The sequence below is a fragment of the Comamonas sp. B-9 genome, from assembly GCF_000410635.1.
GTDB lineage: Bacteria > Pseudomonadota > Gammaproteobacteria > Burkholderiales > Burkholderiaceae_C > Comamonas.
Genome location: NZ_KE148631.1, coordinates 63,901 through 90,707, shown reverse-complemented (window position 1 = coordinate 90,707; position 26,807 = coordinate 63,901). Strand labels below are relative to the sequence as shown.

Here is a 26,807-nt window from a genome sequence, read left to right as displayed (position 1 = left end):
GGCGGCTGCATCGCGCCCGGGCCGGGTGCTGTCTTCAATCGCGCGCGCCAGCCCATTGCAGGCCTGCACCACAAAGCGGGTTTGCGTGGCATGCGCTGCCTGCAAGGTGGCAAAGCGGCTGCTGCTGACGGTGCCCTGGGTGGCGATCACGCCCACCACATGGGTCTGGCTGTACTGGGCGGCGGGTTTGAGCGCGGGCTCCACACCGATGATAGGCAGGCCGGGGTGCTGCTCGCGCAGGCCTTCAATCGCCGCTGCGGTGGCCGTGTTGCAGGCAATCACCAGCGCCTTGATGTCGTGGCGCTCGCGCATCTGCTGGGTGATGTGGGCGCAGCGCTGCTGCACAAAGGCGTCGCCACGCTCGCCATAGGGGGCGTTGCCGCTGTCGGCCACATAGACGAACTGCTCATCGGGCAGCACATCGCGCAGTGCACGCAGCACACTCAGGCCGCCGATACCGCTGTCAAAAACACCAATGGGGGAGAGAGGGTGGGGCATGGAAGCGTGCAGGGTCAAAGCTGAGAAAAAAGCGTGGGCGCCGTGATTGTAGGCAGGCTGCGGCTTTTATGCATCGACCGCAGCGAGCAGCATCAGGCAGGTGCAGACAATGCTGATGAGCCAGACCCCGAGCACGACGCCCAGCACATGGGGCCAGCGCGCCAGGCCAGGCCAGCAGCGCCGCAGCAGGCAGTGCAGCGGCGTGATCAGCAAGGCCTGCAAAAAGCTCGCCGAGATAAGAATGGGCCAGAGGCTGTCGCCATGGATGGCCTGGAGCAGCGCGCCATCGCCCGCCCAGACAAAGAGCTGTTCGGCCGGCGCATAGCTGGCAAAGCCGGGCAGGCCCAGCAGTACAAAGGACAGCACGAGGCCGCCCAGGCTCCAGAGCAGAGGGGTGCGCTGGGCCTGGGGCCATCGCCAAAGTCGCTGCAGAACTTGCATGGCGCCATTGTGCCTTTGAACGGCGGGCGCAACCCGCGCGGCGCCGTCGCCCCCGCGTCGCCTGGCCGCAGCGATGCCCCAGGTTTTTGGCACAGATTTCCCCTTATGCTCAGCACAGCCTTGGGCGGCAGTGTATAAATTTGCCCTGTCAATCTGGGCTTTGCCCGGCATTGTTGCCAGCAGCGACCGCTGCTGCCCAACCAACAACTAGGAAAACGCAGCCATGGGCGCGCAATGGAAAGCAAAGGGCAAGGCGCTGGTCGCTGATGCCAAGGGAAAACTCTTTGGCAAACTGGTCAAGGAAATCACGGTCGCAGCGCGTTTGGGCGGGGGTGACCCAGCCAGCAATTCGCGCCTGCGCATGGCTGTGGAAGCGGCCCGCAAGGCATCGATGCCCAAGGACACCTTGGAGCGCGCGATCAAGAAGGGCTCGGGCGCTGGCGCCGATGCCGTCAACTACTCGACCGTGCTGTTCGAAGGCTATGCGCCGCACCGCGTGCCGGTGATGGTCGAGTGCCTGACCGACAACCCCAACCGCACGGCACCCAATATGCGCGTGTGCTTCCGCAAGGGCCAGCTGACGGCCGTGGCCTGGGATTTTGACCATGTGGGCATGGTCGAAGGCGAGCCAGAAAACGGCGCCGATGTGGAGCTGGCCGCGATCGAAGCGGGCGCGCAGGATTTCGAGCCGGCGGAAGAAGAGGGCGTGACCCTGTTCATCACCGAGCCGACGGACCTGGACACCGTCAGCAAGGCCTTGCCAGAGCAGGGCATCAAGGTGCTGTCGGCCAAGCTGGGCTACAAGGCCAAGACCCCCATCAGCATGGCCAGCCTGCCTGCCGAAGCGCAGGAAGAGGTGCAAGCCTTCCTGGCCGGTCTGGAAAACGACGACGATGTGCAGAACATCTATGTGGGCCTGGTGGACTGATCCCAGTCCCTGCCCACCCGCTTGAGAACGGCCGCGCAGGCCGTTTTTTCATGGGCGCTTGTGTGGCTCTCGTCAGCAGTTTGCGCTTCTTTATCATCTGCCCATTGACAGGGCGGGCCAGATATGCAGAAATTCGCATGCGCTGGTCGTCGGCGCAGTTTAGATAAGAGCCCATACCATGAAAAAACTCATCGTCCTTGCCAGCATCGCGCTGGCATCCCAGTTTGCGCTGGCAGCCGACAAGACCCCCACGGCCCAGCAGCAGCTGATGGGTACCTGCAACACCGAGGCCAAGACCAAGGAGCTCAAGGGCGATCAGCGCAAGGCTTTCATGTCCAGTTGTCTGTCCGACGGACGCAAGCGCCAGCAAGAACGCATGAAGACCTGCAACGTCGATGCGACCGGCAAGAAGGGCGACGAGCGCAAGGCCTTCATGAGCGAGTGCCTGAAGAAGTAAAGACTTCTCTCGATCCGGCGCTAAGGCGCTGGGTCTGCCGAACCGACAAGAAAAAACGCCAAGCATGCACACATGCTTGGCGTTTTGCGTGGTGGGCCCGAAGGCCGCACAGATCGCTACAGAAACCGTTTAGAAGCGGTGGCGGATGCCGACGCCAAAACTGGTGCCGTTGCCGAAGTCCTTGACCTTGTCGTACATCACGATGGCGTAGCCGTCGGTGCGCTTGGAGAAGTCGTAGTTGTAGCCGACGGAGACGGTGTCACGCTTGGCATTGCTGTCTTGCAGCTTGCTGTGGGCCCAGCCGGCAAGGATGCGGCTGGTGGCGCCCAGCGGCACGGTCGCGCCCAGGCTGGCAGTCTTGATCTTGAAGTCGGTGTCCTTGCCGGTCGTCTGGCCGTAGGTCGCATAGGCCTTCACAAAACCGGCGTCATAGCTGCTGCCCAGCATCCAGTTGCGGTGGTTCTCGGCCAGCACGGCGGGGACGGGGTTGCTCATGTCCACGTCTTCATAGAAGCCGGTGATGGCAAAAGGACCGTTGGCGTAGGTGGCGTTCAGGCCGATGTTGTTCTTGCCGCCTTGGCCGGCCTGCTCACCAAACTGGTAGTGCAGGTTGCCGCTGAAGCCGCCGACCTTGGGCGTGCTGTAGATCACCTGGTTGCTCCAGCCGGTGTCGGAGGGGTTGCTGCTCTGCCAGCCGCTCTTGTTGAACAGCGACACGTTTTGGTGCAGCACCAGCGGCGAGAAGGTGAAGGAATCACCAAAGGGGTTCATCGAGATCGATGGCACGAAGTTGGGCGCCACGGTGCGGCCCAGGGTCACGGCACCAAAATCGCCGGACAGCGAGACCAGCGCATCGCGCGACCAGAAGACGTCGCCGGTGAAGCGGCCGGGCGTGCCGGTGTCGGCACGCATGAAGCTGGTCAGCAGGAAGCTGGCCTTGAGGCCGCCGCCCAGGTCTTCGGTGCCCTTGAAGCCGAACCAGGAGGTGGTCATGCCACCGCTGCCCAGCGTGGAGGTGCGGCCATCATCGCCGGGAGCCTTCATCGAGCCGATATACATATCAACCAGACCGGTGGCGGTCACCGACGATTGGGCCTGCGCTGCGGAGGCGCAGACGGCCATCACGGCCAGGGCGAGCAGTTTTTTGTTGTTCATGGCATTCCTTTGTTACAAGCGTGTGAATTTGTGATAGCGGTGAATTGTGAAGTCAGTGCCGACCGCTCTGAGCAATATGTGTGCCAAAAGCTAAAAAAACCGCTGGTAAAGACCCGAGGTGTGGCGTGGACGCCGCATATTGGGGGTATATGGTTTTTGCAAGGAGTTAAGGCAGGTTCTTGGCCGCTGATGCCTGATGAGGCCGCTGGTTTGGGGCTGAAGCGGCCGCTGCTGGGGCTGTCGATCGCTGGCAAGGATTGATGTAGCTCAATGTGCGCAGGCGGCAATCGGGGCAAAGTGCGGCCCATGCCTGACTTACTCTGCCTGGATGAATTTGCCCCGAACAGCGCCGGCGCCGGTGCCTTGCTGCGCCAGCGCCACCAGCCCTTGCTGGATGTGCTGTACCTGGAGCGGGGCTCGGTCGCCTTTGGGGTGCAGGAAGAGGGGCGCATGCGCCACCTGCTCGGGGTGATGGAGGGGCCCTGCTGGCTCGATGCCGCGCCGGCACTGGCCGACCAGCCCTGTGCGGTGGACATGGTGGCGCGTACTGCCGTGCAATGGCGCGCGGTGCCGGTGGCGCAGCTGCGCGGCTACCTGCTGCAATGGCCCGCGGAGGCCCAGGGCCTGGTGGCCAGCATGGCCCAGGGCTACTGCCAGCAGGCGGCGCTCGCGGTCAGCCGGGTGGCGCAGGATGCTGTGGCGCGCTGCGCCAAGTGGCTGGGGGGGCATGCCGCGCCCGGCGACCAGGGCCTGCGGGTGCAACTGGCGCAATCCAAGCGCCAGATTGCCGCCCACCTGGGCATTGCGCCCGAGACGCTCTCGCGCGTGCTGCGCCAATTGCGCGACCAGGGCCTGCTCGACGGCCTGGGCAAGAACCTCTGGCTGCCGCAGCCCGAATCGCTGCGCCAGCTGGCCAAGTCCTAGCCGGCCCGATTGGCGCCCCCGCACTGGATCGGCCGGGCCAAACGGTGACGCGGGTTTTCTCGGTCCGGTTTTGTCCTGATACCGGCGCCGGTACATAAGCGCCAAGATGTGGCACCTGAAAGGAGGTGCCCTGTGCCAAAGACGATGACTTGCCCTTGCCGGATCGGCTGGTGCCTCCGGGCCCTGCGGGCCAGGTAGCCCGGCATGGATGACAGGCCGGTGCATTGGCAGCCCGATCCCGCCCCTCCGGTAGACGACCTGCGTGATACGGCCGGGCCCTGGCTGTGGCGGCTGTGGGTGGTGGTGCCCTTGATGGTGCTGATGGGCACGGCGCTGGTGCAGTGGCTGGCAATCCATGCCAGCCAGCAGACGGTGATCACCCAGCTGTCGGCCCAGCAGGCCGACGAGACCGAGATGCTCGCCAGGCTGATGGGCAGCAAGCTCGAGCAAAGCCAGAAGGTGCTCGGCGCCCTGGCCGAGGCGGCGGCGCCCTGGGTGCAGGGCCCTGCGTCCCAGCAGCCCCCGCTACTGGAGCAGGGCCTGGCGGCCACGCGCTATTTCGACAGCCTGGTGTATGCGCGCGGCGCCGAGGTTTTCCGGCGCCATGTGCGCGATGCCAGCGAGGGCGATGAGGCCGTGGAGCCGGCGGAGCGGGATCTGCTGCGCCGGGTGATGGTCGACGGCAAACCGCTGGTGTCCGAACCTTTCAAAAGCGCGTCCGGCGGGCCCAGCATTGCGCTGGGCATTCCGCTGCGCGACAAGCAGGGCACGGTGCAGGGCGCGATGGCCGGGGTGCTGCGGCTGCAGTCGCAAAGCCTGCTGCCGGTATCGCTGGCCGCTACCCCGCCCGACAGTGGGCAGCTGGTGCTGATGACGGCCGCAGGCGTGCTGATCTCCCACCCCGACCCGGCCCGCATTCTGGGCACGACCGACGATGACCCCTTGCTGGCCCCGGTGCTGCAGCGCTGGCAGGAGCGCGCTGCCCGTGGCGGCGCCCAGACTGCGCAGTCCTGGTGGCTGGCGCCCAATCTTGTCAGCGTCGCGCAGATGCCCGCAGCCCGCTGGCTGGTGGTGCGTGTGATGCCCCATGACCAGAGCCTGCAAAGCTGGGGACGCCAGTGGCGCAGCTGGTGGTGGCTGCTGCTGATGCCGCTGGCCCTGGCGGCACTGACCTGGCTGTGGCTGTGGGGGCACAGCCGGCGCTTCAAGCAGTTGGTGGCGCAGACACCGCTGCCAGTTGCGCCCGCCCCGGTGCTGGCGCTGGCCTCGGGCCCGGTGCAGGCGGCCGACCCAGCCAGCGGCCCGCCGCCCGATGAGATTGACCGCATGGGCATGCACTTGCAGGAGCTGGGGCAGCAACGCGAATCGCTGGCCGAGCAGTTGCGTGAGCAGCAGCAACTGGCCGAGAGTGTGCTCGCGCATGCGCGCTTTTCCTTTTTGCTGCTGCAGCGCGATCAGATTCAACAGGTCTCCCAGGCGCTGGCCCATTTGCTGGGCTACAGCCGCCAGGACTTGCAAGGCCAGCCGGTGCACATGCTGGCCATGGCCGACCAGGATTTTGACCAGGCCTGGGCGCAACTGGCCCCGGACCTGGAGCGCCTGGGCAGCGCCGAGACCAGCGTGGTGCTGCGCCACCAGTCGGGTGCGCCGGTCATGGTCAGCCTGCACCTGGTGAACATTGCGCAGGCGGGGCCGGATCTGCGCTGGTGCTTTGTGCGCGCCGGCCAGGCCCGCGTGGCCGCGCAGTCGCCCAGCCGCATGGACAAGCTCACCTTGCTGCCCAACTACGAGGCCCTGCTGCTGCACCTGACCGCCTTGCTGCAGGCCCGGCGCGAGGGGCTGGACCAGTCCTCACCCAGTGCGCCGGTGCTGTTCTATGTGAATGTCGACAATATGTCGGCCATCAATGCGCTGGCCGGCCATGCGCAGGGCGATCTGGTGCTGCAGCATGTGGCGCGCCAGCTGCAGCTGCTGCAGCCTTTTCAGGGCTATGCGGCGCGGGTGGCGGGCGACAAGTTTGCGCTGGTGCTGCGCCAGTGCAGCCCGGAAAAGGCCCATGAGCTGGCCGCCCAGCTCTGCGACACCTTGCAGAACTGGCAGCCCCAGTTGCGCAGCAAGCATTTTGTGGTCACCGTCAGCATCGGTCTGCTGCAGATGGATGCCTCGTTTTCCGATGCGCTGCAGGCGGTGCGCGCCGCCGACATGGCCAGCTACAGCGCCAAGCGCCAGGGCGGCAACCGCGCCTGCTGGCGTGAGGCCAAGGTGGCCTGAAGGGAGGGGGCGCAGGGCGGGGAGACATTGAACAGGTTCTGAAGGCAAGGGGCTGAGGGGCATCCGCCACAGCTTGGGGTAACAACCGGGATAGGCTGCAGCCCCCGGCTGATAAGCTTGAATGTCCAGATTCAAAATACCCGCATGCGCGACCAAGCCCTGTTTGACAAGATTGACCTGCACCTGATCCGGGTGCTGCACACGGTGCTGACCGAGCGCAGCGTCTCGCGGGCCGCCTTGCGCCTGGGCATGTACCAGCCGGCGGTGTCGGCCGCACTCAAGCGCCTGCGCGACCTGGTGGGCGACCCTTTGCTGGTGCGCTCGGGCGCGGCCATGATGCCCACCGACAAGGGCCAGCGCATGGTCGAGCCCGCAGCGGCCATCCTGCGCGCTGCCGAAGGCCTGTTCAGCGATGCCCGCGATTTTGCCCCGCAGACGGCGACCCGCACCTTCCGCATAGCAGCGAGTGATTACTTCGATCCGCTGTTTTTGCCCGCGCTGGTCGCGCGCATCAAGTCCGAGGCGCCGCTGTGCGTGGTGGAGATCTACCCGCTGTCGTCCGAGACCCATTACCACGCCCAACTCGCCCAGGGCGATATCGATGTGGTGGTGGGCAACTGGCTGCAGCCCACCGGTGACCTGCACATGACCAGCCTGATGAGCGACGACGTGGTGAGCCTGGTCAGCCGCCGCCACCCGGCGGTGCGGCGGGGCTGGGATGTCGAGGCCTGGCTGCAGGCCGAGCATATTGCGCCCACTGCCACGCACCCGGGCGCGCGCGGCATCATCGATGCCCGGCTCGATGCGTTGGGGGTGGAGCGGCGCATCATGGCGCGCTGCGCCCACTTCAGTGCGATTCCGGCCATGGTGGCATCGAGCTTGCTTGTGCTGACCACGGGGCGCCAGTTCTGTGAGCGCTTTGTCGACACGCATGCGCTGGCTATCCTGGACTGCCCGCTGGCGCTGCCGCCGCTCGATTACTACCTGCTGTGGCACGCCCGAACCCATGCCTCTGATGCGGCCATCTGGCTGCGCAGCTGCCTGAAAAAAACCGCGCTCTCGCTGCGAAGCCCGGCGGGCTATTCGCCGTGAGTGAGCGCATCTTCGCGTTTTATCCCGCGCTCGGGTAACAATTTGAGGGACAATTGCCGCCCATGAAAGAACAGACCCCGACACCGACAACCGATGGCGCGGCCGCGCCCCGGTTACAGCTGATCGGCATCACCAAGCGCTACCCAGCGGTTGTAGCCAATAACAAAGTATCGTTAAAAGTGCGCGCCGGGGAAATCCACGCCGTGCTGGGCGAGAACGGCGCGGGCAAGTCCACGCTGATGAAGATCATCTACGGCTCGGTCAAACCCGATGAGGGCCAGATCCTGGTCAATGGCCAGCCAGTGCAGATCCGCAACCCCCAGGAGGCACGCCAGCTGGGCATCAGCATGGTGTTCCAGCATTTCAGCCTGTTTGACACGCTGACGGTGGCCGAGAACGTCTGGCTGGGCCAGAACAAAAGCATGTCGCTGGCAGAAGTGACCGCTCGCATCACCGAGGTGGCCAGCGAGTATGGCCTGGACATTGATCCCCAGCGGCCGGTGCACAGCCTGTCGGTGGGCGAGATGCAGCGGGTGGAGATCATCCGCGGCTTGCTCACCCGCCCCCGCGTGCTGATCCTCGATGAGCCGACCTCGGTGCTCACGCCCCAGGCGGTGGAAAAGCTGTTTGTCGTGCTGCGCAAGCTGGCCGCCGAGGGCTGCAGCATTCTCTATATCAGCCATAAGCTCCATGAAATCCGCGCGCTGTGCACCGCCTGCACGGTGCTGCGTGGTGGCGAGGTGACCGGTGAGTGCGACCCGCGTGAGCAAAGCAATGCCTCGCTGTCGCGCATGATGATTGGCGCAGAGCCGCCGATGCTCAAGCTACGCCCCAGCCAGGCAGGGGCCACGGTGCTCAGCGTGCAGCAGCTGCGCCTGGCCAAGCAGGACCCGTTTGGTGTGGACCTGGATGGCATTTCGCTGCAGGTGCGGGCCGGCGAGGTGGTGGGGATTGCCGGTGTTTCGGGCAATGGCCAAAAGGAGCTGCTGTATGCGCTCTCGGGCGAAGACATGCGCGCCGAGCCGCAGGCCGTGCTGATGGATGCCACGCCGATGGGGCGCATGGGCCCGGGCCAGCGCCGCGCGCTGGGCCTGCATTTTGTGCCCGAAGAACGCCTGGGCCGGGGCGCCGTGCCCAGCATGAGCCTGGCGCACAACCTGGTGTTGACGCGCAATGAGATGCTGGGCGCCGGTGGCTGGCTGCGCATGGGCCAGCTCGACCAGATGGCGCGTGGCATCATCACGCGCTTTGGTGTCAAGGCTGGTGGCCCGCAGGCCAGTGCGCAGTCGCTCTCGGGCGGCAACCTGCAAAAGTTCATCGTGGGCCGGGAGATCGATGCCAAGCCCCGCCTGCTGATCGTCTCGCAGCCCACCTGGGGGGTGGATGTGGGCGCGGCAGCACAGATCCGGGGCGAGATCCTGGCGCTGCGCGATGCGGGCTGCGCCGTGCTGGTGCTCAGTGAGGAGTTGGAAGAATTGTTTGAAATCAGTGACCGCCTGCATGTGATTGCCAAGGGCCGCCTGTCGCCCTCGGTGGCGCGGGCCGATGCCTCGGTGCAGTTGATCGGCGAATGGATGAGTGGCCTCTGGGAAGGCCGCAATGCCGCCCCGGCTGCCGCTCTCGCCGAGGAGGGCCGCCATGCTTAAGCTGGAGCAACGCCCCCAGGCCTCGCGCTTTTGGACTTTTGGCTCGCCGGTGCTGGCCTTGCTGATCACGGTGCTGATCGGGGTCGGCCTGTTTGTGCTGCTGGGCAAGGACCCGGTCAAAGGCCTGCAGGCCTTTTTCTGGGAGCCGATCAAGTCCGGCTACGCGCTGGGCGAGCTGACGATGAAGGCCACGCCGCTGCTGCTGATTGCGCTGGGCCTGGCGGTCTGCTTTCGCTCCAATGTCTGGAACATTGGTGCCGAGGGCCAGTTTGTCATCGGCGCCGTGGCCGCGGGCGGCATGGCCTTGCTGGCCGACAAGAACACCGGCCCCTGGATCGTGCCCGTCATTCTGCTGGCTGGCATGCTCGGCGGCATGGTCTGGGCCGGCATCGTGGCCTGGCTGCGCGACCGCTTCAATGCCAACGAGATCCTCGTCAGCCTGATGCTGGTCTATGTCGCCACCCTGGTGCTGGGCTACCTGGTCTATGGGCCCTGGAAGGATCCGATGGGCTACAACTTCCCGCAGACCAAGAGTTTCGAGAAGATCACGCAAATCCCCAAACTGGTGCAAGGCATGCGCATGAACATCGGCGTGCTGATTGCGCTGGCCGGTGCTGCGCTGCTGTGGGTCTACCTGTTCCGCACCCGCGCCGGGCTGGCCCAGCAGGTGGGTGGCCTGGCGCCCTCGGCGGCCCGCTATGCCGGCTTTTCGTCGCGCAAGGCCTTGTGGACGGCGCTGATGATCTCGGGCGCCACCGCCGGCCTGGCCGGCGCGCTGGAAGTGGCCGGCCCCCTGGGCCAGCTCACGCCCTATGTGCCCGCCGGCTATGGCTTTGCGGCCATCATCGTCGCCTTTGTCGGTCGCCTGCATCCCGTGGGCATGGTTTTCTCCGCGATTCTTATGAGCATGTTCTATATCGGCGGCGAGCTGGCGCAGTCGCGCCTGGGCCTGCCCAAGGCCCTGACCGGCGTCTTCCAGGGGCTGCTGCTGTTCACCTTGCTGGCCTGTGACACCTTAGTGGTCTACCGCCTGCGTTGGGTGGCATCGCGCGCCGCAGTGAAGGGAGGCCTGTGATGGAATCCTATGCACTGCTTTTGGGCGCTACGCTGAGCGCTGGCACCGTGTTGGCGCTGGCAGCTCTGGGCCTGCTGATCAACGAGAAGGCCGGCATCGTCAACCTGGGAGCCGAGGGCATGATGCTGTGCGCCGCAATTGCCGGTTTTGCCACCGTGGTCCACACCGGCAGCACCTGGCTGGGCTTTGGCGCGGGTATGCTGGCGGGCGCCGTGCTGGCCGCCATCTTTGGCGTGCTGGTGATCTGGCTCAACACCAACCAGTACGCCACGGGCCTGGCACTGTCGCTGTTTGGCGCCGGTTTCTCGGCTTTTGTCGGCCTGTCCTATGTGCAGGCCAAGCTGCCCAGCCTGCCCAAGTATGCGATCCCGGGCCTGGCCGATATCCCGCTCTTGGGTCCGGCGCTCTTTACCTTGCACCCGCTGGTGTATGGCGCCATGGCGCTGGTCTTGGTGATGATGTGGTTCCTCTACCGCACGCGCGCCGGCCTTGTGCTGCGCGCCGTTGGTGAATCGCCCACATCCGCCCATGCGCTGGGCTACCCGGTGCGCCGCATCCGCCTGATGGCGGTGGTGTTTGGCGGCGCGATGTGCGGCCTGGCCGGTGCCTATATCTCCACCGTCTACACGCCGCTGTGGGTCGAAGGCATGGTCTCGGGCCGGGGCTGGATTGCGCTGGCGCTGACCACCTTTGCCACCTGGCGCCCCGCGCGGGTGCTGCTGGGCGCCTACCTGTTTGGCGGTGTGACCATGCTGCAGTTCCATCTGCAGGCCAGCGGCGTGCAGCTGGCCAGCCAGCTGCTGTCCATGCTGCCTTACCTGGCCACCATCGTGGTGCTGGTGCTGATCTCGCGCAATCCAACCTGGATTCGCGCCAATATGCCGGCTTCGTTGGGCAAGCCTTTCTATCCCGGGTCATAGGCGCGTGTCAGCACGCGCCCATAACGATAACAGCGGCCCGCTTTTCGTCCGTTCTTTATAAAAACCAAGGATTCATCCATGCAAACCATGCGTAAGCGCTCCGTGATCAAGTTGATCGGCCTGTCGGCCCTGTCGTTGGCGACCCTGGCCGCCTGCGGCAAGAAGGAAGAGCCCGCCGCCCCGGCAGCTCCTGCGCCGGCTGCCGCCGCCCCTGCTGCCGACAAGCTCAAGGTCAGCTTCATGTATGTGAGCCCGATTGGCGACGGCGGCTGGACCTTCCAGCATGAGCTGGCCCGCAAGGCAATTGCACAGAAGTTTGGCGACAAGATCGAGACCTCGATGGTCGAGAGCGTGCCCGAGTCGGCCGATGCCGAACGCGTGCTGCGCGACATGGCAGGCCAGGGCAACAAGCTCATTTTTGCGACCAGCTTTGGCTACCAGGAGTTTGTGCAAAAGGCCGCTGCCGACCTCAAGGAGGTGAAGTTCGAGCACGCCACCGGCTACAAGCAGGCCGAGAATGTCGCGGTCTACGACACCAAGACCTTTGAAGGCGCTTACCTCGCCGGTATCGTGGCCGGCTCGATGACCAAGACCAAGACCGTCGGTGTGGTCGCCTCGGTGCCGATTCCGGAAGTGGTGCGCAACATCAACAGCTTTGTGCTGGGCGCGCAGAGCGTGGACCCCAGCATCCAGGCCAAGGTGGTCTGGGTGAATGAATGGTTTGCACCGCCCAAGGAGTCGGAAGCGGCCACCAGCCTGATCAACGGCGGCGTGGACGTGATGTACCAGAACACCAACTCGCCCGCCGTCCTCAAGACCGCCGAAGAGCGCGGCGTCTACGCCTTTGGCAAAGACGGCGACATGAGCGCTTTCGCACCCAAGGCCCACCTGGGCTCGGCCGTGATCGACTGGACGCCTTACTACAGCAAGGTGGTCGAAGACAGCTTGGCCGGCCAATGGCAGTCGGGCAACTTCTGGTGGGGTGTGAAGGAAGGCGCGATGGACCTGGTCAAGATCGCCGACCAGGTGCCCCAGGGCGCCAAGGACAAGGTTGAAAAGGCCAAGCAAGGCATGAAGGACGGCAGCTTCGCGGTCTGGACCGGCCCGATCGTGGACAACAAGGGCCAGGAAGTGCTGGCCAGCGGCACGGTGGGCGATGATGCCTTCCTGCGCGGCATCAACTTCTATGTGAAGGGCATCGAAGGCGCCGTGCCCGGCGCCAAGTAAGCCGGGCTGCAGCGCCCGGTAGCCTTAGGTCGCGCTAGCCAGCGCCAAGCAGGGGCTGGCGGGCCTGCTGGCAAACAAACAACAGTGCAGCGCGGCGGCGCCGGCTGCACTTGGAACCTGGCCCGATTTATGCATATATTGGCCGGGCGATGTTCTACCCGCTGCAGGCCGGCATAGTGGCTTGTAGAGCTCGGCATTCCAACAACATTCGAGGACACACAGATGACTGATTTCCATAAGCGTTCGCTGATCAAGGTGGCTGCGCTCTCCGCGCTGGCCGCAGCTGCCGTGGTGGGTTGCAGCAAGAAGGAAGAGGCGCCAGCGCCCGCACCGGCTGCTGCCCCAGCAGCTGCCGCGCCTGCAGCCGATCCGCTGAAGATCGCCTTTGCCTACGTGGGCCCGGTGGGCGACGGCGGCTGGACCTTTGCGCACGACCAGGCGCGCAAGGCGCTGGAGAAGGAATTTGGCGACAAGATCCAGACCAGCTTTGTGGAAAGCGTGCCCGAAGGCGCGGACGCCGAGCGCGTGCTGCGCGACATGGCCACCCAGGGCAACAAGCTGGTGTTTGGCACCACCTTTGGCTACATGGACGTGATCCAGAAGCTGGCGCCCGAATTTGCCGATGTGAAATGGGAACATGCCACCGGCTACAAGGTGGCCGGCAATGTCAGCACCTATGACAGCCGCACCTACGAAGGCGCGTATCTGGCCGGTATCATCGCCGGCTCGATGACCAAGTCCAACACGCTGGGCGTGGTGGGCTCGGTGCCGATCCCCGAGGTGATCCGCAACATCAACAGCTTCACGCTGGGCGCACAAAGCGTCAACCCCAAGATCAGCACCAAGGTGGTCTGGGTCAACGAATGGTTCAGCCCTCCGAAGGAAACCGAAGCGGCTACGAGCCTGATCAATGGCGGCGCGGACATTCTGTTCCAGAACACCGACTCGCCGGCCGTGCTCAAGACCGCCGAAGAAAAGGGCAAGCGCGCCTTTGGCTGGGACTCGGACATGACCGCCTACGGCCCCAAGGCCCACCTGGGCTCGGCCATCATCAACTGGGCGCCGTACTACATCGACACCACCCGCAGCGCACTGGAAGGCAAGTGGACCAGCCGCCAGACCTGGTGGGGCGTGAAGGAAGGCACGATCGACCTGGTGTCCATGGCTGACGATGTGCCGGCCGAAACCAAGGCCAAGGTCGAAGAAGTCAAGAAGGGCCTCAAGGACGGCACCTTCAGCATCTGGAAGGGCCCCATCCTGGGCCAGGACGGCAAGGAAATCCTGGCGGCCGACAAGGTGGCCGACGACGACTTCCTCAAGGGCATCAGCTTCTACATCAAGGGCGTGGAAGGCCAGGTTCCTGGCAAGTGATGCGCGGGCCTTGCGCCCCGCCTAAACGCGAGTAGCACAGGTGTTCTTTACGCCAGTGCTAACATCGCAACCCAAGGCTGCCCCAGGGCAGCCTTGTCATTTATACCAAGAGATTTCCCCCGATGATCGAAGCCCAACAATGGCACCCGGTTGCCTTGTCTGATGTGGTGGTGGATGCCCCGCTGCCGGTGCGTCTGCTGGACCAGGAACTGGTGCTGTGGCGCGATGCGCAAGGCCAGGTGCAGGCCTTTGTCGACCGCTGCCCGCACCGCGGTGCCCGCCTGTCGCTGGGCCGTGTGCAGGATGGCCAGCTGGAGTGCCCCTACCATGGCTGGCAGTTTGCCAGCGGCGGCCAGTGCGTGAAGGTGCCGGCCGTGCCCGCCTTTGTGCCGCCTGCCAAGCACTGTGTCGCGTCCTACGGCGTGCAGGAGGCCCATGGCCTGGTGTGGGTGCAGCTGGCGCCCGATGCCGAGGGCCAGCCCGCCACGCCGCTGCCGGTGTTCGAGGCCGAGGCCGATGAGCGCCTGCGCAAGCTCAACTGCGGCCCCTACGATGTCGACGCCAGCGCGCCCCGCATCATCGAGAATTTTCTCGATATGTCGCACTTCGGCTTTGTGCACGAAGGCTGGCTGGGCAGCCGCGATGCGACCGAGATGTCGCACTACGAGGTCGAGGCCACGGAGCGGGGCGTCAAGGCCACCGGCTGCAAGGCGATCCAGCCTCAGTCGAACCTGCACTCGACCAAGCCCGCCGAAGTGGACTACACCTATGAGGTGACCGCCCCCTATACCGCCTTGCTGACCAAGGTACCCGAGAGCGGATCGAGCAAGCAGGGCTGGCGCGAGGCGATTGGCCTGTTTGTCTGCCCGGTCACGCCCGAGCGCAGCCGCGTCTGGTTCCGCCTGGCCGTTGCCGATTTCGACAGCTCGGACGAGCAGCTGCAGCAGTTTCAGCATACGATCTTTACCCAGGATCAGCCCGTGCTGGAGTCGCAGATGCCCAAGCCGCTGCCGCTCGATGCCAAGGCAGAGCTGAACTCAGCGGCCGACCGCATGTCGGTGGCCTACCGCCGCTACCTCAAGGCCAGTGGCGTCACTTTTGGAGTGTGTTGAGATGTACACCGTCCCCCAGATCGAAGCGGCCCGCCTGCCGGGCCTGCTGCGTGCCATGCCCAAGGCCGAGCTGCATATGCACATCGAAGGCTCGCTCGAGCCCGAGCTGATCTTTGCGCTGGCCCAGCGCAATGGCGTGGCCTTGCCCTATGCCGATGTCGAGAGCCTGCGCGCGGCGTATGCCTTCACCAACCTGCAGAGCTTTCTCGATATCTACTACGCGGGCGCCAGTGTCTTGCTGACCGAGCAGGACTTCTACGACATGGCCATGGCCTACCTGGAGCGCGCCGTGGCCGACAATGTCGTGCACACCGAGATCTTCTTTGACCCGCAGACGCACACCGCCCGTGGCGTGGCGATGGCCAATGTGGTCCATGGCCTGCACAAGGCCTGTGTGGATGCGGAAAAGCGCTGGGGCATCAGCGCGCAGCTGATTTTGAATTTTCTGCGCCACCTGAGCGAAGAAGAAGCGCTGCAGACCCTGGACGAGGCTCTGCCTTACCGCGCCTATTTCAGCGGCGTGGGCCTGGACAGCAGCGAGGTCGGCAACCCGCCGGAGAAGTTTGCCCGTGTTTTTGCGCGCTGCAAGGACCTGGGCCTGCGCCGCGTGGCCCATGCCGGAGAAGAGGGGCCACCGGCCTATATCTGGGGCGCGCTGGATGTGCTGCATGCCGAGCGCGTGGACCATGGCGTGCAAGCGGTGCACGATGCCGCGCTGATGCAGCGGCTCAAGGACGAGCGCATTCCGCTCACGGTCTGCCCGCTGTCCAACCAGAAGCTGCAGGTCTTCCCCGACCTGGCCGACCACAATATGCCGCAGCTGCTGGCGGCCGGCCTGGTGGCCACCGTCAACTCGGACGACCCGGCCTATTTTGGTGGCTATATCAACGAGAACTTTGTGCAGCTGTTTGCCGCCACCGGCATGGGCTCGGACGAGGCCTACCAGCTGGCCGCCAACAGCTTTGAGGCCAGCTTTGTGCCGCCGACGCGCAAGCAGGCCTGGCTGGGACAGCTGCAGATGGCCTTTGCTGAAGCTGCCCGTTAAACCGAAACGCTAAAGCAACAAGGGCGCCGCGAGGCGCCCTTGGTGTTGGCAGGTATGCGGCGACGTTAAGCCACGGCGGCTGCGGGTGCTGACTCCGACAGCATCGCATTGCGCAGCTGCAGCGCATAGCCTTCGAGCACCGCGCCGCCAGGCTCCTTGCGCGGCCAGCTGAAGCTCACGCCGTCGTCGGCATGGCGCGGCACCACATGCAGGTGGAAGTGCGCGACGGTCTGGCCGCCTTCGACGCCATTGGCCTGCAGCAGGGTGAGGCCTGCGGGCTCGAAAGCGGCTTTGGCAGCCAGCGCCACCTTGCGTGCGGTCTGCATCACGGCCGCCGATTCTTCGTCGGTGATCTCGAAAATATTGGCCGCATGGCGCTTGGTCGCGACCAGCACATGGCCGGGGTTGACCTGGCCCAGATCCATGAAGGCGATCGTCAAGGCATCTTCATACACCTTGGCGGAGGGAATTTCTCCTTGCACGATTCGGCAGAAAATGCAGACACCGGCAGGGGACGGATCAACAAAATGCGGCATGGGCCAAGCCTCCTCCTTGGGCTTTGGCAGCGACTGCTGCCAGTGCAGCGCCGCTACCAGTGGATTTAACCAACAGGTAAAACAAACACTATAGACCGCAGATATGACCTGCGCATGCATCTCAGCCTGGGGTTTTCCCTGCGTCACCACGGCGCTGCTGTCAGCGCACAGCCCGTGTTGCCACGCGGTCAGCAGCCAGCCCTGCTAAAGGCGCAGTTGCAGCGCATAGAAACTATTGCTGCGCTTGTATAACGGCGGTCCTTGGCAGACGCTAAGCTTGGCGCCATGCATATTTACCGATCCGCCCTGTTGCGCTTTGCCGATGACGGCCAGGCACTGTATGAAGAAGATGGCCTGCTGGCCGTGGCGCCGGGCGCCGATGGCCGTGAGCGCGTGCTGGCCGCCGGCAGCTGGCAGGCGCTGTCGGCCCCATGGCTGGCCCAGGCGGGGGCCGATGCCGTGGTCGAGCAACTGCCAGGCCGCATCATTGCGCCGGGTTTTGTCGACATGCACATCCACTACCCGCAAACCGATGTGATCGGCTCCCCCGCCAGCGGCCTCTTGCCCTGGCTCAATGACTACACCTTTCCCCATGAGTCGCGTTTTGTCGATGCCGCCTACGCGGCGGAAGTGGCGCAATTCTTTGTCGATGAGCTGCTGCGCAATGGCGTGACCACGGCGCTGACCTTTGCGACCTCGCACCCGGCATCGGCCGATGCGCTGTTTGCCCAGGCGCACAAGCGCCAGATGCGGCTGATCACCGGCAAGGTGCTGCAGGACCGCCATTCGCCCGACGGCGTGCGCGATGAGACCGAGCAAAGCCTGGTCGACACCGAGGCGCTGATCCGCCGCTGGCATGGCGTGGACCGCCTGGGGTATGCGATCACGCCGCGCTTTGCGCCCACCAGCAGTGAGGCGCAACTGCGCGGTGCCGGTGAGCTGGCAGCGCGCTACGGCGATGTCTGGATCCAGTCGCATGTGGCCGAAAACCTGGACGAGATTGCCTGGGTGCGCGCGCTGTTCCCGGACAGCCGCAGTTACCTGCAGGTCTATGCCGACCGGGGCCTGATGCGCGAGCGCGCCGTCTATGCCCATTGCATCCACCTCGATGCGCGTGACCGCGCGCTGATGCACGAAACCCGCACCGCCGCAGCAGTGAGCCCGACCAGCAATCTTTTTTTGGCCAGCGGCTTTTTTGACTATGCCCAGGCCGATGCCGCGCAGATGCTGTACGGCCTGGCCAGCGATGTGGGCGGCGGCACGAGCTTTAGCCCGTTTCGCACCATGCTGGCGGCCTATTTTGTCGGCCGCGAGGGGCGCGACAAGCAGGGCCTGTCGCTGGCGCCCAGCCAACTGTGGTGGCAGCACACGGCCGGTGCGGCGCAGGCGCTGGGCCTGGCCGGGGTGGTCGGCAACCTGCAGCCGGGCTGCGAGGCCGACTTTATCGTGCTCAACCCGCAGGCCACACCACTCATTGCCCGCAAGACGGCGCAGGCCCGCCATCTGGAGGAGCTGCTGTTCAGCCTCATCGTTCTGGGCGATGACCGCCTGATCGAGCGCAGCCGGATTGCGCAGAAGCTGGCCTGATCCTGGTGCAGCGCTAGTGCAGGGGCAGGCCCCGGGGCGGCAGCAGATGCCGCCCGCCGGGGCAATGCCTTTCGCTACAATGCCGCCTAGGAGTTATTTCAGACATGAGCATTCAAAGCGACAAGTGGATTCGCCGCATGGCGGAACAGCACGGCATGATCGAGCCCTTCGAGCCCGGTCAGGTGCGCCAGGTGGATGGCAAGAAAATCATCAGCTATGGCACCTCCAGCTATGGCTATGACATCCGCTGCGCCCGCGAATTCAAGGTGTTCACCAACATCCACAGCACCGTGGTCGACCCCAAGAATTTCGATGAAAAGAGCTTTGTCGATTTTGAAGGCGATTACTGCATCATTCCGCCCAACAGCTTTGCGCTGGCGCGCACCGTCGAGTACTTCCGCATTCCGCGCGATGTGCTGACCGTCTGCCTGGGCAAGAGCACCTATGCGCGCTGCGGCATCATCGTCAATGTGACGCCGTTCGAGCCCGAGTGGGAAGGCTATGTAACCCTGGAGTTCTCCAACACCACGCCGCTGCCGGCCAAGATCTATGCGGGCGAGGGCTGCGCGCAGGTGCTGTTCCTGCGCGGTGATGAGCCCTGCGAGGTGAGCTACAAGGACCGCAATGGCAAGTACCAGGGCCAGCATGGCGTCACCTTGCCAAAGGCCTGACAATGCCGCGCTGAGCCCCGCAGCCACTCCCGTTTTGGAGTGGCTTTTTTACTGGAGGGTGGCAGCGTCGCCAGGGCCTTTGCAAATTTTCTTCAATGGGGGCGCTGCAGGCAGATTTTCTGCGCGCTCGGGAGCCGGTCTTACGCGCTGGGCCTCCGCAAATGCGCTACTGTAGACGGATCAATAACAGAGGCAGTGCCAGGGCACTGCAAGGAGAGCGACCATGAAATGGGAAGGCAACCGCGAATCAAGCAATGTGGAAGACCGCCGCGGCAGTGGCGGCGGGGGCGGCGGAGGCTTTGGCCTGGGCGGGCGCAGCATCGGCATCGGCACCGTGGTGCTGGCGCTGATTGGCTGGGGGGTGTTTGGCATCAACCCGCTCACCACCATCGGCGTGCTCTCGGGCGGCGGCTCGCCCGCGCCCACGCAGCAAGGCCCGGCCAAGGCGCCACCGGCCAATGACCAGGGCGCCAAGTTTGTCTCCACGGTGCTGGCCTCTACCGAAGATGTCTGGAGCGACATCTTCACCAAGGGTGGCGCGCAGTACCGCGCGCCGCGCCTGGTGCTGTTCACCGGCGTCACGCGCACCGCCTGCGGCACCGGCCAGTCGGCGATGGGGCCGTTCTACTGCCCTGGTGACCAGAAGGTTTACCTGGACATGGATTTCTTCAACACCATGAGCCGCCAGCTGGGCGCGCCCGGTGAGTTTGCGCGCGCTTATGTGGTGGCGCACGAGGTGGGCCACCATGTGCAGAACCTGCTGGGCATCTCGGGCAAGGTCGATGCGATGCGCGGCCGCATCAGCGAGCGCGAGCAAAACGCGCTGTCGGTGCGGCTGGAGTTGCAGGCCGACTGCTATGCCGGCATCTGGGCCAACCATTCGCAGCAGGCCAAGAGCTGGCTGGAGCAGGGCGATATCGAATCGGCCGTGAATGCCGCCCAGCAGATCGGTGACGACAAGCTGCAGCGCGAAGCCACCGGCACCGTGCGTCCCGACAGCTTTACCCACGGCTCCAGCGCCCAGCGCGTGCGCTGGTTCACGCAGGGTTACAAGACCGGCAGTGTCCAGTCCTGCGATACCTTCCAGGTCGGCAGCCTGTGATGCAGCGGGTCCAGACCGCCAAAAATCGGGCTGGGCCGCTACGCTGCGGCAATCTGCTGCAGGCTGGCGGAGCCCGTTGCTACGCTGGCCAGCCAGGTTTTTCAGGGGCCGCGTGCGAATCCGTAAGGCAAGACAGGGTTAAGCCAAGCGCCGATTTGTCTGCAGTGCGACAATAGGGGGCTTACATGACAAATTCTTTCTCCAACCTTCATCTGGCCGAGCCCCTGGCCAAAGCCATCTCCGAGATGGGCTACGCATCCATGACTCCCATTCAGGCACAGGCCATCCCTGTGGTGCTGACCGGGAAAGACGTCATGGGTGCTGCACAAACTGGCACGGGCAAGACAGCTGCTTTCTCATTGCCGCTGCTCCAGCGGATGATGGTGCACGAAAACAGCTCGGCATCGCCCGCGCGCCATCCGGTGCGTGCGCTGGTGCTGCTGCCTACGCGTGAGCTGGCCGACCAGGTCGCCCAGCAGATTGCCCAGTTCGCCAAACACACCAAGCTGCGCAGCACCGTGGTGTTTGGCGGCATGGACATGAAGCCCCAAACCCTGGAGCTCAAAAAGGGTGTGGAAATTCTGGTGGCCACCCCCGGGCGCCTGCTGGACCACATCGAAGCCAAGAACGCGGTGCTCAACCAGGTGGAGTATGTGGTGCTGGACGAGGCCGACCGCATGCTTGACATCGGTTTTCTGCCCGATCTGCAGCGCATCCTGTCTTTCCTGCCCAAGAAGCGCACCACCTTGCTGTTCTCGGCCACGTTCTCGCCCGAGATCAAGCGCCTGGCTGGCAGCTACCTGCAAGACCCGGTCACGATCGAGGTTGCACGCCCCAACGAAACCGCGTCCACCGTCGAGCAGCGCTTCTACGCTGCCTCGGACGATGACAAGCGCCGTGTGCTGACCAAGGTGCTGCGCGAGCGCCAGATCCGCCAGGCCTTTGTGTTCGTCAACAGCAAGCTGGGTTGCTCGCGCCTGGCCCGTACGCTGGAGCGTGAAGGCCTGCGTGCCGCAGCGCTGCACGGCGACAAGAGCCAGGACGAACGCCTCAAGGCGCTCGAAGCCTTCAAGCAAGGCGAAGTCGATCTGCTCGTCTGCACCGATGTGGCCGCCCGTGGTCTGGACATCAAGGATGTGCCCGCCGTCTTCAACTTTGATGTGCCCTTCAATGCCGAAGACTATGTGCACCGCATTGGCCGTACCGGCCGTGCTGGCGCATCGGGTCTGGCCGTCACGCTGGTCTCCCATGCCGATGCCCGCCATGTGTCGGACATCGAGAAGCTGATCAAGAAGAAGATTGACGTCGAGAACTTTGCACTGGACGAGCAGCCCCAGCGCGAGCGCTTCAACGATGGCAACCGCGAGCGCCGTGAGCGTGAAGCTGGCCGTGAGCGCGACAGCTCGCGCAGCCGCGACCGCCGCTCGCCGCGCGAGGACGATGCGCAGGACCGCCGTGAGCGCTACCGCCCGGCACCCGTCTCGCGAGATCCCTTCTTTGACAAGCCGTACGAGCCCAAGGCGGCCGAGCCCGCTGCCTGGGATGCGAACGCCAAGCCGGCGCCAGCACGTGGCCCCGGCATCAAGCCGCGCCGCAAGGTCGCTGCGCTGTTCAAGCCGTCGCCAGCGTCTGAATAATCTCGGTAACGACGATGGACCAAGGCCTCAGCCACCCGCTGAGGCCTTTTTTTCAGCCCGGCTGCTGGGCCTGCTCGCAATCGACATGGATCAGCTCGCGCTCGGCCAGCGTGTCGCCAAAGCGCACCGCGCTCAGGCAGCCGCCCCAGACGCAGCCGGTATCGAGCGCCAGCAGGTGGGGGCGCTGCAGATCGCCCAGGGTGGACCAGTGGCCAAAGGCGATGGTGGTGTTGGCAGTGGCGCGGCCGGGCAGGTCAAACCAGGCAGTCAGGCCTTCAGGGGCTTCGGCCAGGCTTTCGGTGCTCTCAAAATCCAGGCTGCCATCGGCATGGCAAAAGCGCATGCGCGTGAGCACGTTGGTGATCATGCGCAGGCGCTCCATGCCGGTGAGCTGCGGATCCCATTGCGCAGGGGTGTTGCCGTACATGGCCTGCAAGAAGCGGGTCAACTCGTCGCTGCGCAGCACCGCTTCCACCTCGGCCGCATGGCGCAGCGTATCGGCCGCATCCCAGCTGCGGTGCACGCCGGCATGCACCATCAGCAGCTGCTCGCCGCCCAGTGTGTGCCTGCGTGCCAGCGGCTGCTGGCGCAGCCATTCCAAGAGCTGCGCGGCATCGGGTGCCTGCAGCACTTCCAGCAAGGTGTCGCGGCGGGAGAACTTGCGCCGGCCATGCGCCGCCGCCAGCAGGTGCAGGTCATGGTTGCCGAGCAAGGCCAGGATGCTGCCGTCCGAAGCCATGCAGCGGCGCAGGGTCTGGGCCGATTCGGGGCCCCGGTTGACCAGGTCGCCGAGCAGATAGACCGTGTCGCGGCTGGGGGAGAAGTCGATTTTGGCCAGCAGACGGCCCAAAGCGCTATCGCAGCCTTGGATATCGCCGATACAGTAAAGTGACATGCTTGTTGAACTACCTGTGAACTATTTTGTTAGACGTACTCTTGATCGCGCTTTTGACCTTGCTCAATGGGGTCTTTGCCATGTCCGAGCTGGCGCTGGCCAGCAGCCGCAAGTCCCGTTTGCTGGCCATGGCCGAAAGTGGCGACAAGGGCGCCAAGGCGGCGCTGGATCTGCTCAGCAATCCTACCCAATTTCTGTCCTCGATTCAGGTGGGTATCACCTCGATCGGCATGCTCAACGGTATTTTCGGTGAGGCGGCGTTCAGCGATGGGTTGGCGCAATCGCTGATCAGCTGGGGTATGCCGGCCTCGGTTGCGTCGGTGGTGGCCACGACCACGGTGATCATTGTCATCACCTTCATGACCATTGTGTTTGGCGAGCTGGTGCCCAAGCGCATTGGCCAGATGTACCCCGAGGCGTCGTCGCGCATCATTGCGCTGCCGCTGACCTGGGTGTCGCGCATTGCCAAGCCTTTTGTCTGGCTGCTGGCCATCTCTGCGCAAGGCGTGCTGCGCCTGCTGCGCATCAAGGATGAATCGGACCGCGCGGTGACCGAAGAGGAAATCGTCGCCAGCCTGGACGAGGGGCGAGACGCCGGCGTGATCGAGCACCACGAACACCAGATGGTGCAGAACGTGTTCCATCTGGATGACCGTCCGCTGATCTCGATGATGGTGCCCCGGGGCGATGTGGAATGGCTCGATGCCCATCTGACGGTGGCCCAGGCCTTGCACGAGGTGCGTGCCTCCAGCGGCAAGGGTGCGCATTCCTGGTATCCGGTCTGCCGCGAATCGCTCGACAATGTGGTGGGCCTGGTCAGCGTGGCGCAGCTGCTCGACGTCGTTGATACGCACAACACCGCGATTGCCAAGGTGGCCGTGGCAGCCAGCTATGTGCCCGAAACGCTCAGCGGTTTTGAACTGCTGGAGCAATTCCGCGCCCGTGCGGGCCGCATGATTTTTGTCGTTGATGAATACGGGGTGGTGCAGGGCATCATCACGCCGCGCGATGTGCTCGAAGCGATTACCGGCGAGCTCAAACCCGGCGCCGCCAGCGAGGCCTGGGCGGTACAGAATGACGACGGCTCCTGGTACCTCGATGGCCTGATGCCGGTGTCCGAATTGAAGGCGCGTTTGGAAATCAAGGAGTTGCCCGATGAGGACAAGGGCCGCTATAACACCTTGGCCGGCATGCTGATGGCGGAATCAGGCCATCTGCCACCTTTGGGGGAAAAGATTTATTGCGCGGGCTGGGTATTTGAGGTGCTGGCGCTGGAGGGCAAGCGCGTCGACAAGGTAATCGCTAGGCTGGACGCGATGGCACTTGATTACTAAACGTTACAGATGTGTAGATCCAGGTTTACCATTCCTTTAAATATAAAAATGTGTGGACTTACTCGGTTATTGCATTTTTAGGTATACTGCAAGCGTTAACTGAATTGAATGGATATTAAACATGCCTACTTTGAAGGAAATCGATGCCCAACTGGCAGCCCTGCAACAACAGCGTGAAGAAGTTCGTCGCAACGAACTGAAGACCGCCGTAGACCAGGTGCGCAAGCTGGTGGCAGATTACGGCCTGACCGAACAGGATGTATTCCCTCCTGCACGCGGCCGCTCGGCTTCCGCAGGCTCCAAGGTCGCTCCCAAGTACCGCGATCCCGCTACGGGCGCTACCTGGACGGGCCGTGGCAAGGCGCCAAAGTGGATTGAAGGCCAGGATCGTGAAAAGTTCGCGATTTAAGTTGGACATCCTTCAAAGAAAAACCTGCTTCGGCAGGTTTTTTTTCGTTGCGGAGTCGACGGGTTGGGCAGCTTTATAAAAATTAGCACATATCTTCTTAATTTCTCCTATTTTTGTAGGAGTGGATTGTTGCTAACTATCCGCCCATCCATCCGTCATATCTGAGCGGTGCTAAATGTATGCAATTGCTCATAGTGCCTTGCTATAATTGCATTTAACAATCTATAGGCTTATTCATTTTTTTTACGATTTTGTAGATTCTGTGGAGATTGGGTTGCGGGTGGACGGCTGCTGGAGTGGTTCGCATTTCGCTGCCTTGGCAACCGGCCTGGATGCTTAACCGGCCTGGATGCTTAATCGGAATGCGCAAATCGTATGGCGATCACACCTGCGATCGCAGAGGCAATTGCAGGGCTTAGCCTTTGGATGACATATGCAAGACCTGGCCCGGGAGTAGACTGTTTGCAGCGTTCAGTCTAATACCCGCAAAACAGGAGTCACGATGAAATCAGGTGCTCATGAGACAGCGCAGCATGCGTTCGCCTCGACCTTCAAATCCCTCTCGATCCCTTCGTCCAAGAAGTCGGAAAAAGGCAGCAAAGGCAAGTTCTACTCGCTGCCCGAACTGAGCAAGCAATTCCCCAATATCCAGCGCCTGCCGATGTCCCTGCGCATCGTGCTGGAGTCGGTGCTGCGCAACTGCGATGGCCAGCGCGTGCTGCCCGAGCATGTCGAGCAGTTGGCCAACTGGAAGCCGCAGGCCGAGCGCACCGAGGAGATTCCTTTTGTCGTCGCGCGCGTGGTGCTGCAGGATTTCACCGGCGTGCCGCTGCTCGCTGACCTGGCGGCCATGCGCAGCACGGCCGAGCGCATGGGCAAGAATGCCAGCGCCATCGAGCCGCTGGTGCCCGTCGATCTGGTGGTGGACCATTCGATCATGGTGGACTACTACGGCAGCAAGAACGCGCTGGACCTGAACATGAAGCTGGAGTTCGAGCGCAACAATGAGCGCTACCAGTTCATGAAATGGGGCATGCAGGCCTTTGATACCTTTGGCGTGGTGCCGCCGGGCTTTGGCATCGTGCACCAGGTCAATCTGGAATACCTGGCGCGCGGCGTGCACCAGGACAAGCACCATGTCTACTACCCCGACTCGCTGGTGGGCACCGACAGCCACACGACGATGATCAATGGCGTGGGCGTGGTGGCCTGGGGCGTAGGCGGTATCGAGGCCGAGGCGGCGATGCTGGGCCAGCCGGTCTATTTCCTCACGCCCGATGTGGTGGGCTTTGAGCTCTCTGGCAGCTTGCGCGAAGGCGTGACCGCCACTGACCTGGTGCTGACCGTCACCGAGATGCTGCGCCGCGAAAAGGTGGTGGGCAAGTTTGTCGAGTTCTTTGGCGAGGGCACGCGCAGCCTGTCGGTGCCCGACCGCGCCACCATCGGTAATATGGCGCCCGAGTACGGTGCCACGATGGGCTTTTTCCCGGTCGATGACAAGACCATGGATTACTTCAAGGGCACGGGCCGCAGCAAGGCCGAGATCGCCGCCTTTGAAGCCTACTTCAAGGCCCAGGGGCTGTACGGCGTGCCCAAGGCGGGGGATATTGACTACTCCCAGGTGGTGCGCCTGGACCTGGCCACGGTGGCGCCGAGCCTGGCGGGTCCCAAGCGGCCCCAGGACCGTATCGAGATCGGCCAGGTCGCTGCCAAGTTCGATGCGCTGTTCAGCGCGCCTGTCGCGCAAAACGGCTTCAACCTGCCAGCAGACCAGCTGGCTCGCCCGGTCAAGGTGCATATCAATGGCGCTGGCGAGACCGCCGAGCCGTCTGCCAAGCCCTTGCCGGCCGGCTCGCCGCGCAATGCGGTCGAGATGGTGGCCAACAAGCCGGCCGTGGTGGATGCGGAAGCGGCACTGGAAGCGGCCGATGCCCATGCCGAGCGCATCGAAGGGCGTGATGTGGACCTGCACAATGGCGATGTGCTGATTGCCGCCATCACCAGCTGCACCAACACCTCCAACCCTAGCGTGATGCTGGCTGCGGGCTTGCTGGCCAAGAAGGCCGTCAAGGCCGGGCTGCGTGTGCAGTCGCACATCAAGACATCGCTGGCCCCTGGCTCGCGCCTGGTAACCCTGTATTTGACCGAGTCGGGGCTGCTGCCCTATCTGGAGCAGCTGGGCTTCAATATCGCCGGTTATGGCTGCACCACCTGCATCGGCAATGCCGGTGATCTGCTGCCCGAATTCAACAGCGCCATCCAGCACCATGACCTGGTCTGTGCGGCCGTGCTGTCGGGCAACCGCAACTTCGAGGCGCGCATCCACCCCAATATCCGCGCCAACTTCCTGGCCAGCCCGCCGCTGGTGGTGGCCTATGCGATTGCCGGCAATGTGCGCAAGGACCTGATGACCGAGCCGGTCGGCCAAGGCAAGAACGGCCGCGACGTCTACCTGGGCGATATCTGGCCGACGA

24 protein-coding genes are annotated in these 26,807 nt (G+C 64.0%); 19 read left to right on the top strand and 5 right to left on the bottom strand.

What is annotated here, in order from left to right; translation table 11 throughout:
- Both murI and H928_RS28645 read right to left on the bottom strand, forming a co-directional pair.
- Positions 1–498: glutamate racemase (gene murI, locus H928_RS33585; protein WP_239645009.1), on the bottom strand; the 498-nt coding region annotated here is incomplete at its 3' end.
- A gap of 66 nt (positions 499–564) precedes the next feature.
- Complete coding sequence (locus tag H928_RS28645) at positions 565–939, bottom strand: hypothetical protein (RefSeq protein ID WP_021027752.1); 375 nt, start codon at positions 937–939, stop codon at positions 565–567.
- A gap of 223 nt (positions 940–1,162) precedes the next feature.
- Between H928_RS28645 and H928_RS0118005 the strand changes: the two genes are divergently transcribed.
- Positions 1,163–1,867: a YebC/PmpR family DNA-binding transcriptional regulator gene (locus tag H928_RS0118005; protein ID WP_021027751.1), complete on the top strand. Its 705-nt coding sequence runs from the start codon at positions 1,163–1,165 to the stop codon at positions 1,865–1,867.
- Positions 1,868–2,045: 178 nt separating this feature from the next.
- A complete protein-coding gene (locus H928_RS0118000; RefSeq protein WP_021027750.1) occupies positions 2,046–2,324 on the top strand; it encodes a PsiF family protein in 279 nt (92 codons plus the stop codon).
- Between the two features lie 129 nt (positions 2,325–2,453).
- On the opposite strand, the gene H928_RS0117995 is transcribed toward H928_RS0118000, so the two are convergent.
- Positions 2,454–3,479: a porin gene (locus tag H928_RS0117995; RefSeq protein ID WP_021027749.1), complete on the bottom strand. Its 1,026-nt coding sequence runs from the start codon at positions 3,477–3,479 to the stop codon at positions 2,454–2,456.
- 306 nt (positions 3,480–3,785) lie between these two features.
- Here H928_RS0117995 and H928_RS0117990 point away from each other — a divergent pair, with 306 nt between their 5' ends.
- From H928_RS0117990 to H928_RS0117945, 10 genes are all read left to right on the top strand, one after another.
- Positions 3,786–4,403: a Crp/Fnr family transcriptional regulator gene (locus H928_RS0117990; protein WP_052330091.1), complete on the top strand. Its 618-nt coding sequence runs from the start codon at positions 3,786–3,788 to the stop codon at positions 4,401–4,403.
- 204 nt (positions 4,404–4,607) lie between these two features.
- Positions 4,608–6,674, top strand: a complete 2,067-nt coding sequence (locus H928_RS0117985; protein WP_021027747.1) for a diguanylate cyclase domain-containing protein — start codon at positions 4,608–4,610, stop codon at positions 6,672–6,674.
- Between the two features lie 144 nt (positions 6,675–6,818).
- Positions 6,819–7,766 carry a LysR family transcriptional regulator gene (locus H928_RS0117980; protein ID WP_021027746.1) on the top strand — a complete coding sequence of 316 codons (948 nt, stop codon included), beginning with the start codon at positions 6,819–6,821 and terminating at the stop codon, positions 7,764–7,766.
- Positions 7,767–7,828: 62 nt separating this feature from the next.
- Positions 7,829–9,412, top strand: coding sequence for an ABC transporter ATP-binding protein (locus H928_RS0117975; RefSeq protein WP_021027745.1), 1,584 nt, complete (start codon positions 7,829–7,831; stop codon positions 9,410–9,412).
- Positions 9,405–10,487: an ABC transporter permease gene (locus H928_RS0117970; protein ID WP_021027744.1), complete on the top strand. Its 1,083-nt coding sequence runs from the start codon at positions 9,405–9,407 to the stop codon at positions 10,485–10,487. The genes H928_RS0117975 and H928_RS0117970 overlap by 8 nt, the downstream gene beginning before the upstream one ends.
- The gene (locus tag H928_RS0117965) at positions 10,487–11,407 is read left to right on the top strand and encodes an ABC transporter permease (protein ID WP_021027743.1); all 921 of its coding nucleotides are present in this window, start codon (positions 10,487–10,489) and stop codon (positions 11,405–11,407) included. Before H928_RS0117970 ends, H928_RS0117965 begins: the two co-directional genes overlap by 1 nt.
- Positions 11,408–11,485: 78 nt before the next feature.
- Complete coding sequence (locus tag H928_RS0117960) at positions 11,486–12,634, top strand: BMP family ABC transporter substrate-binding protein (protein WP_021027742.1); 1,149 nt, start codon at positions 11,486–11,488, stop codon at positions 12,632–12,634.
- 222 nt (positions 12,635–12,856) lie between these two features.
- The gene (locus tag H928_RS0117955) at positions 12,857–14,005 is read left to right on the top strand and encodes a BMP family ABC transporter substrate-binding protein (RefSeq protein ID WP_021027741.1); all 1,149 of its coding nucleotides are present in this window, start codon (positions 12,857–12,859) and stop codon (positions 14,003–14,005) included.
- A gap of 122 nt (positions 14,006–14,127) precedes the next feature.
- Positions 14,128–15,117, top strand: coding sequence for an aromatic ring-hydroxylating dioxygenase subunit alpha (locus H928_RS0117950; protein ID WP_021027740.1), 990 nt, complete (start codon positions 14,128–14,130; stop codon positions 15,115–15,117).
- A gap of 1 nt (position 15,118) precedes the next feature.
- On the top strand, positions 15,119–16,162 hold the full coding sequence (locus H928_RS0117945; RefSeq protein WP_021027739.1) for an adenosine deaminase: 1,044 nt from the start codon (positions 15,119–15,121) through the stop codon (positions 16,160–16,162).
- Between the two features lie 65 nt (positions 16,163–16,227).
- Here the strand turns inward: H928_RS0117945 and H928_RS0117940 are convergent, their stop codons facing one another.
- Positions 16,228–16,698: an HIT family protein gene (locus tag H928_RS0117940; RefSeq protein WP_021027738.1), complete on the bottom strand. Its 471-nt coding sequence runs from the start codon at positions 16,696–16,698 to the stop codon at positions 16,228–16,230.
- A 285-nt stretch (positions 16,699–16,983) separates the two neighbouring features.
- Here H928_RS0117940 and guaD point away from each other — a divergent pair, with 285 nt between their 5' ends.
- From guaD to H928_RS0117920, 4 genes are all read left to right on the top strand, one after another.
- Positions 16,984–18,285 carry a guanine deaminase gene (gene guaD, locus H928_RS0117935; protein ID WP_021027737.1) on the top strand — a complete coding sequence of 434 codons (1,302 nt, stop codon included), beginning with the start codon at positions 16,984–16,986 and terminating at the stop codon, positions 18,283–18,285.
- Between the two features lie 104 nt (positions 18,286–18,389).
- Positions 18,390–18,956 (top strand): dCTP deaminase, encoded by a 567-nt coding sequence (gene dcd, locus H928_RS0117930; RefSeq protein ID WP_021027736.1) that lies wholly within the window; start codon positions 18,390–18,392, stop codon positions 18,954–18,956.
- Between the two features lie 223 nt (positions 18,957–19,179).
- Positions 19,180–20,058 carry a neutral zinc metallopeptidase gene (locus tag H928_RS0117925; protein ID WP_021027735.1) on the top strand — a complete coding sequence of 293 codons (879 nt, stop codon included), beginning with the start codon at positions 19,180–19,182 and terminating at the stop codon, positions 20,056–20,058.
- Positions 20,059–20,243: 185 nt separating this feature from the next.
- Positions 20,244–21,695, top strand: a complete 1,452-nt coding sequence (locus H928_RS0117920) for a DEAD/DEAH box helicase (protein WP_021027734.1) — start codon at positions 20,244–20,246, stop codon at positions 21,693–21,695.
- Between the two features lie 52 nt (positions 21,696–21,747).
- On the opposite strand, the gene H928_RS0117915 is transcribed toward H928_RS0117920, so the two are convergent.
- Positions 21,748–22,590, bottom strand: a complete 843-nt coding sequence (locus H928_RS0117915; RefSeq protein WP_021027733.1) for a symmetrical bis(5'-nucleosyl)-tetraphosphatase — start codon at positions 22,588–22,590, stop codon at positions 21,748–21,750.
- A gap of 26 nt (positions 22,591–22,616) precedes the next feature.
- On the opposite strand from H928_RS0117915, the gene H928_RS0117910 reads away from it, so the two are divergent.
- The 3 genes from H928_RS0117910 to acnA form a co-directional block, all read left to right on the top strand.
- Positions 22,617–23,924 carry a hemolysin family protein gene (locus H928_RS0117910; protein WP_021027732.1) on the top strand — a complete coding sequence of 436 codons (1,308 nt, stop codon included), beginning with the start codon at positions 22,617–22,619 and terminating at the stop codon, positions 23,922–23,924.
- A gap of 121 nt (positions 23,925–24,045) precedes the next feature.
- On the top strand, positions 24,046–24,333 hold the full coding sequence (locus H928_RS0117905; protein ID WP_021027731.1) for an H-NS family nucleoid-associated regulatory protein: 288 nt from the start codon (positions 24,046–24,048) through the stop codon (positions 24,331–24,333).
- 502 nt (positions 24,334–24,835) lie between these two features.
- A partial coding sequence (acnA, locus tag H928_RS28640) for an aconitate hydratase AcnA (protein ID WP_239645008.1) occupies positions 24,836–26,807 on the top strand: 1,972 nt, incomplete at its 3' end.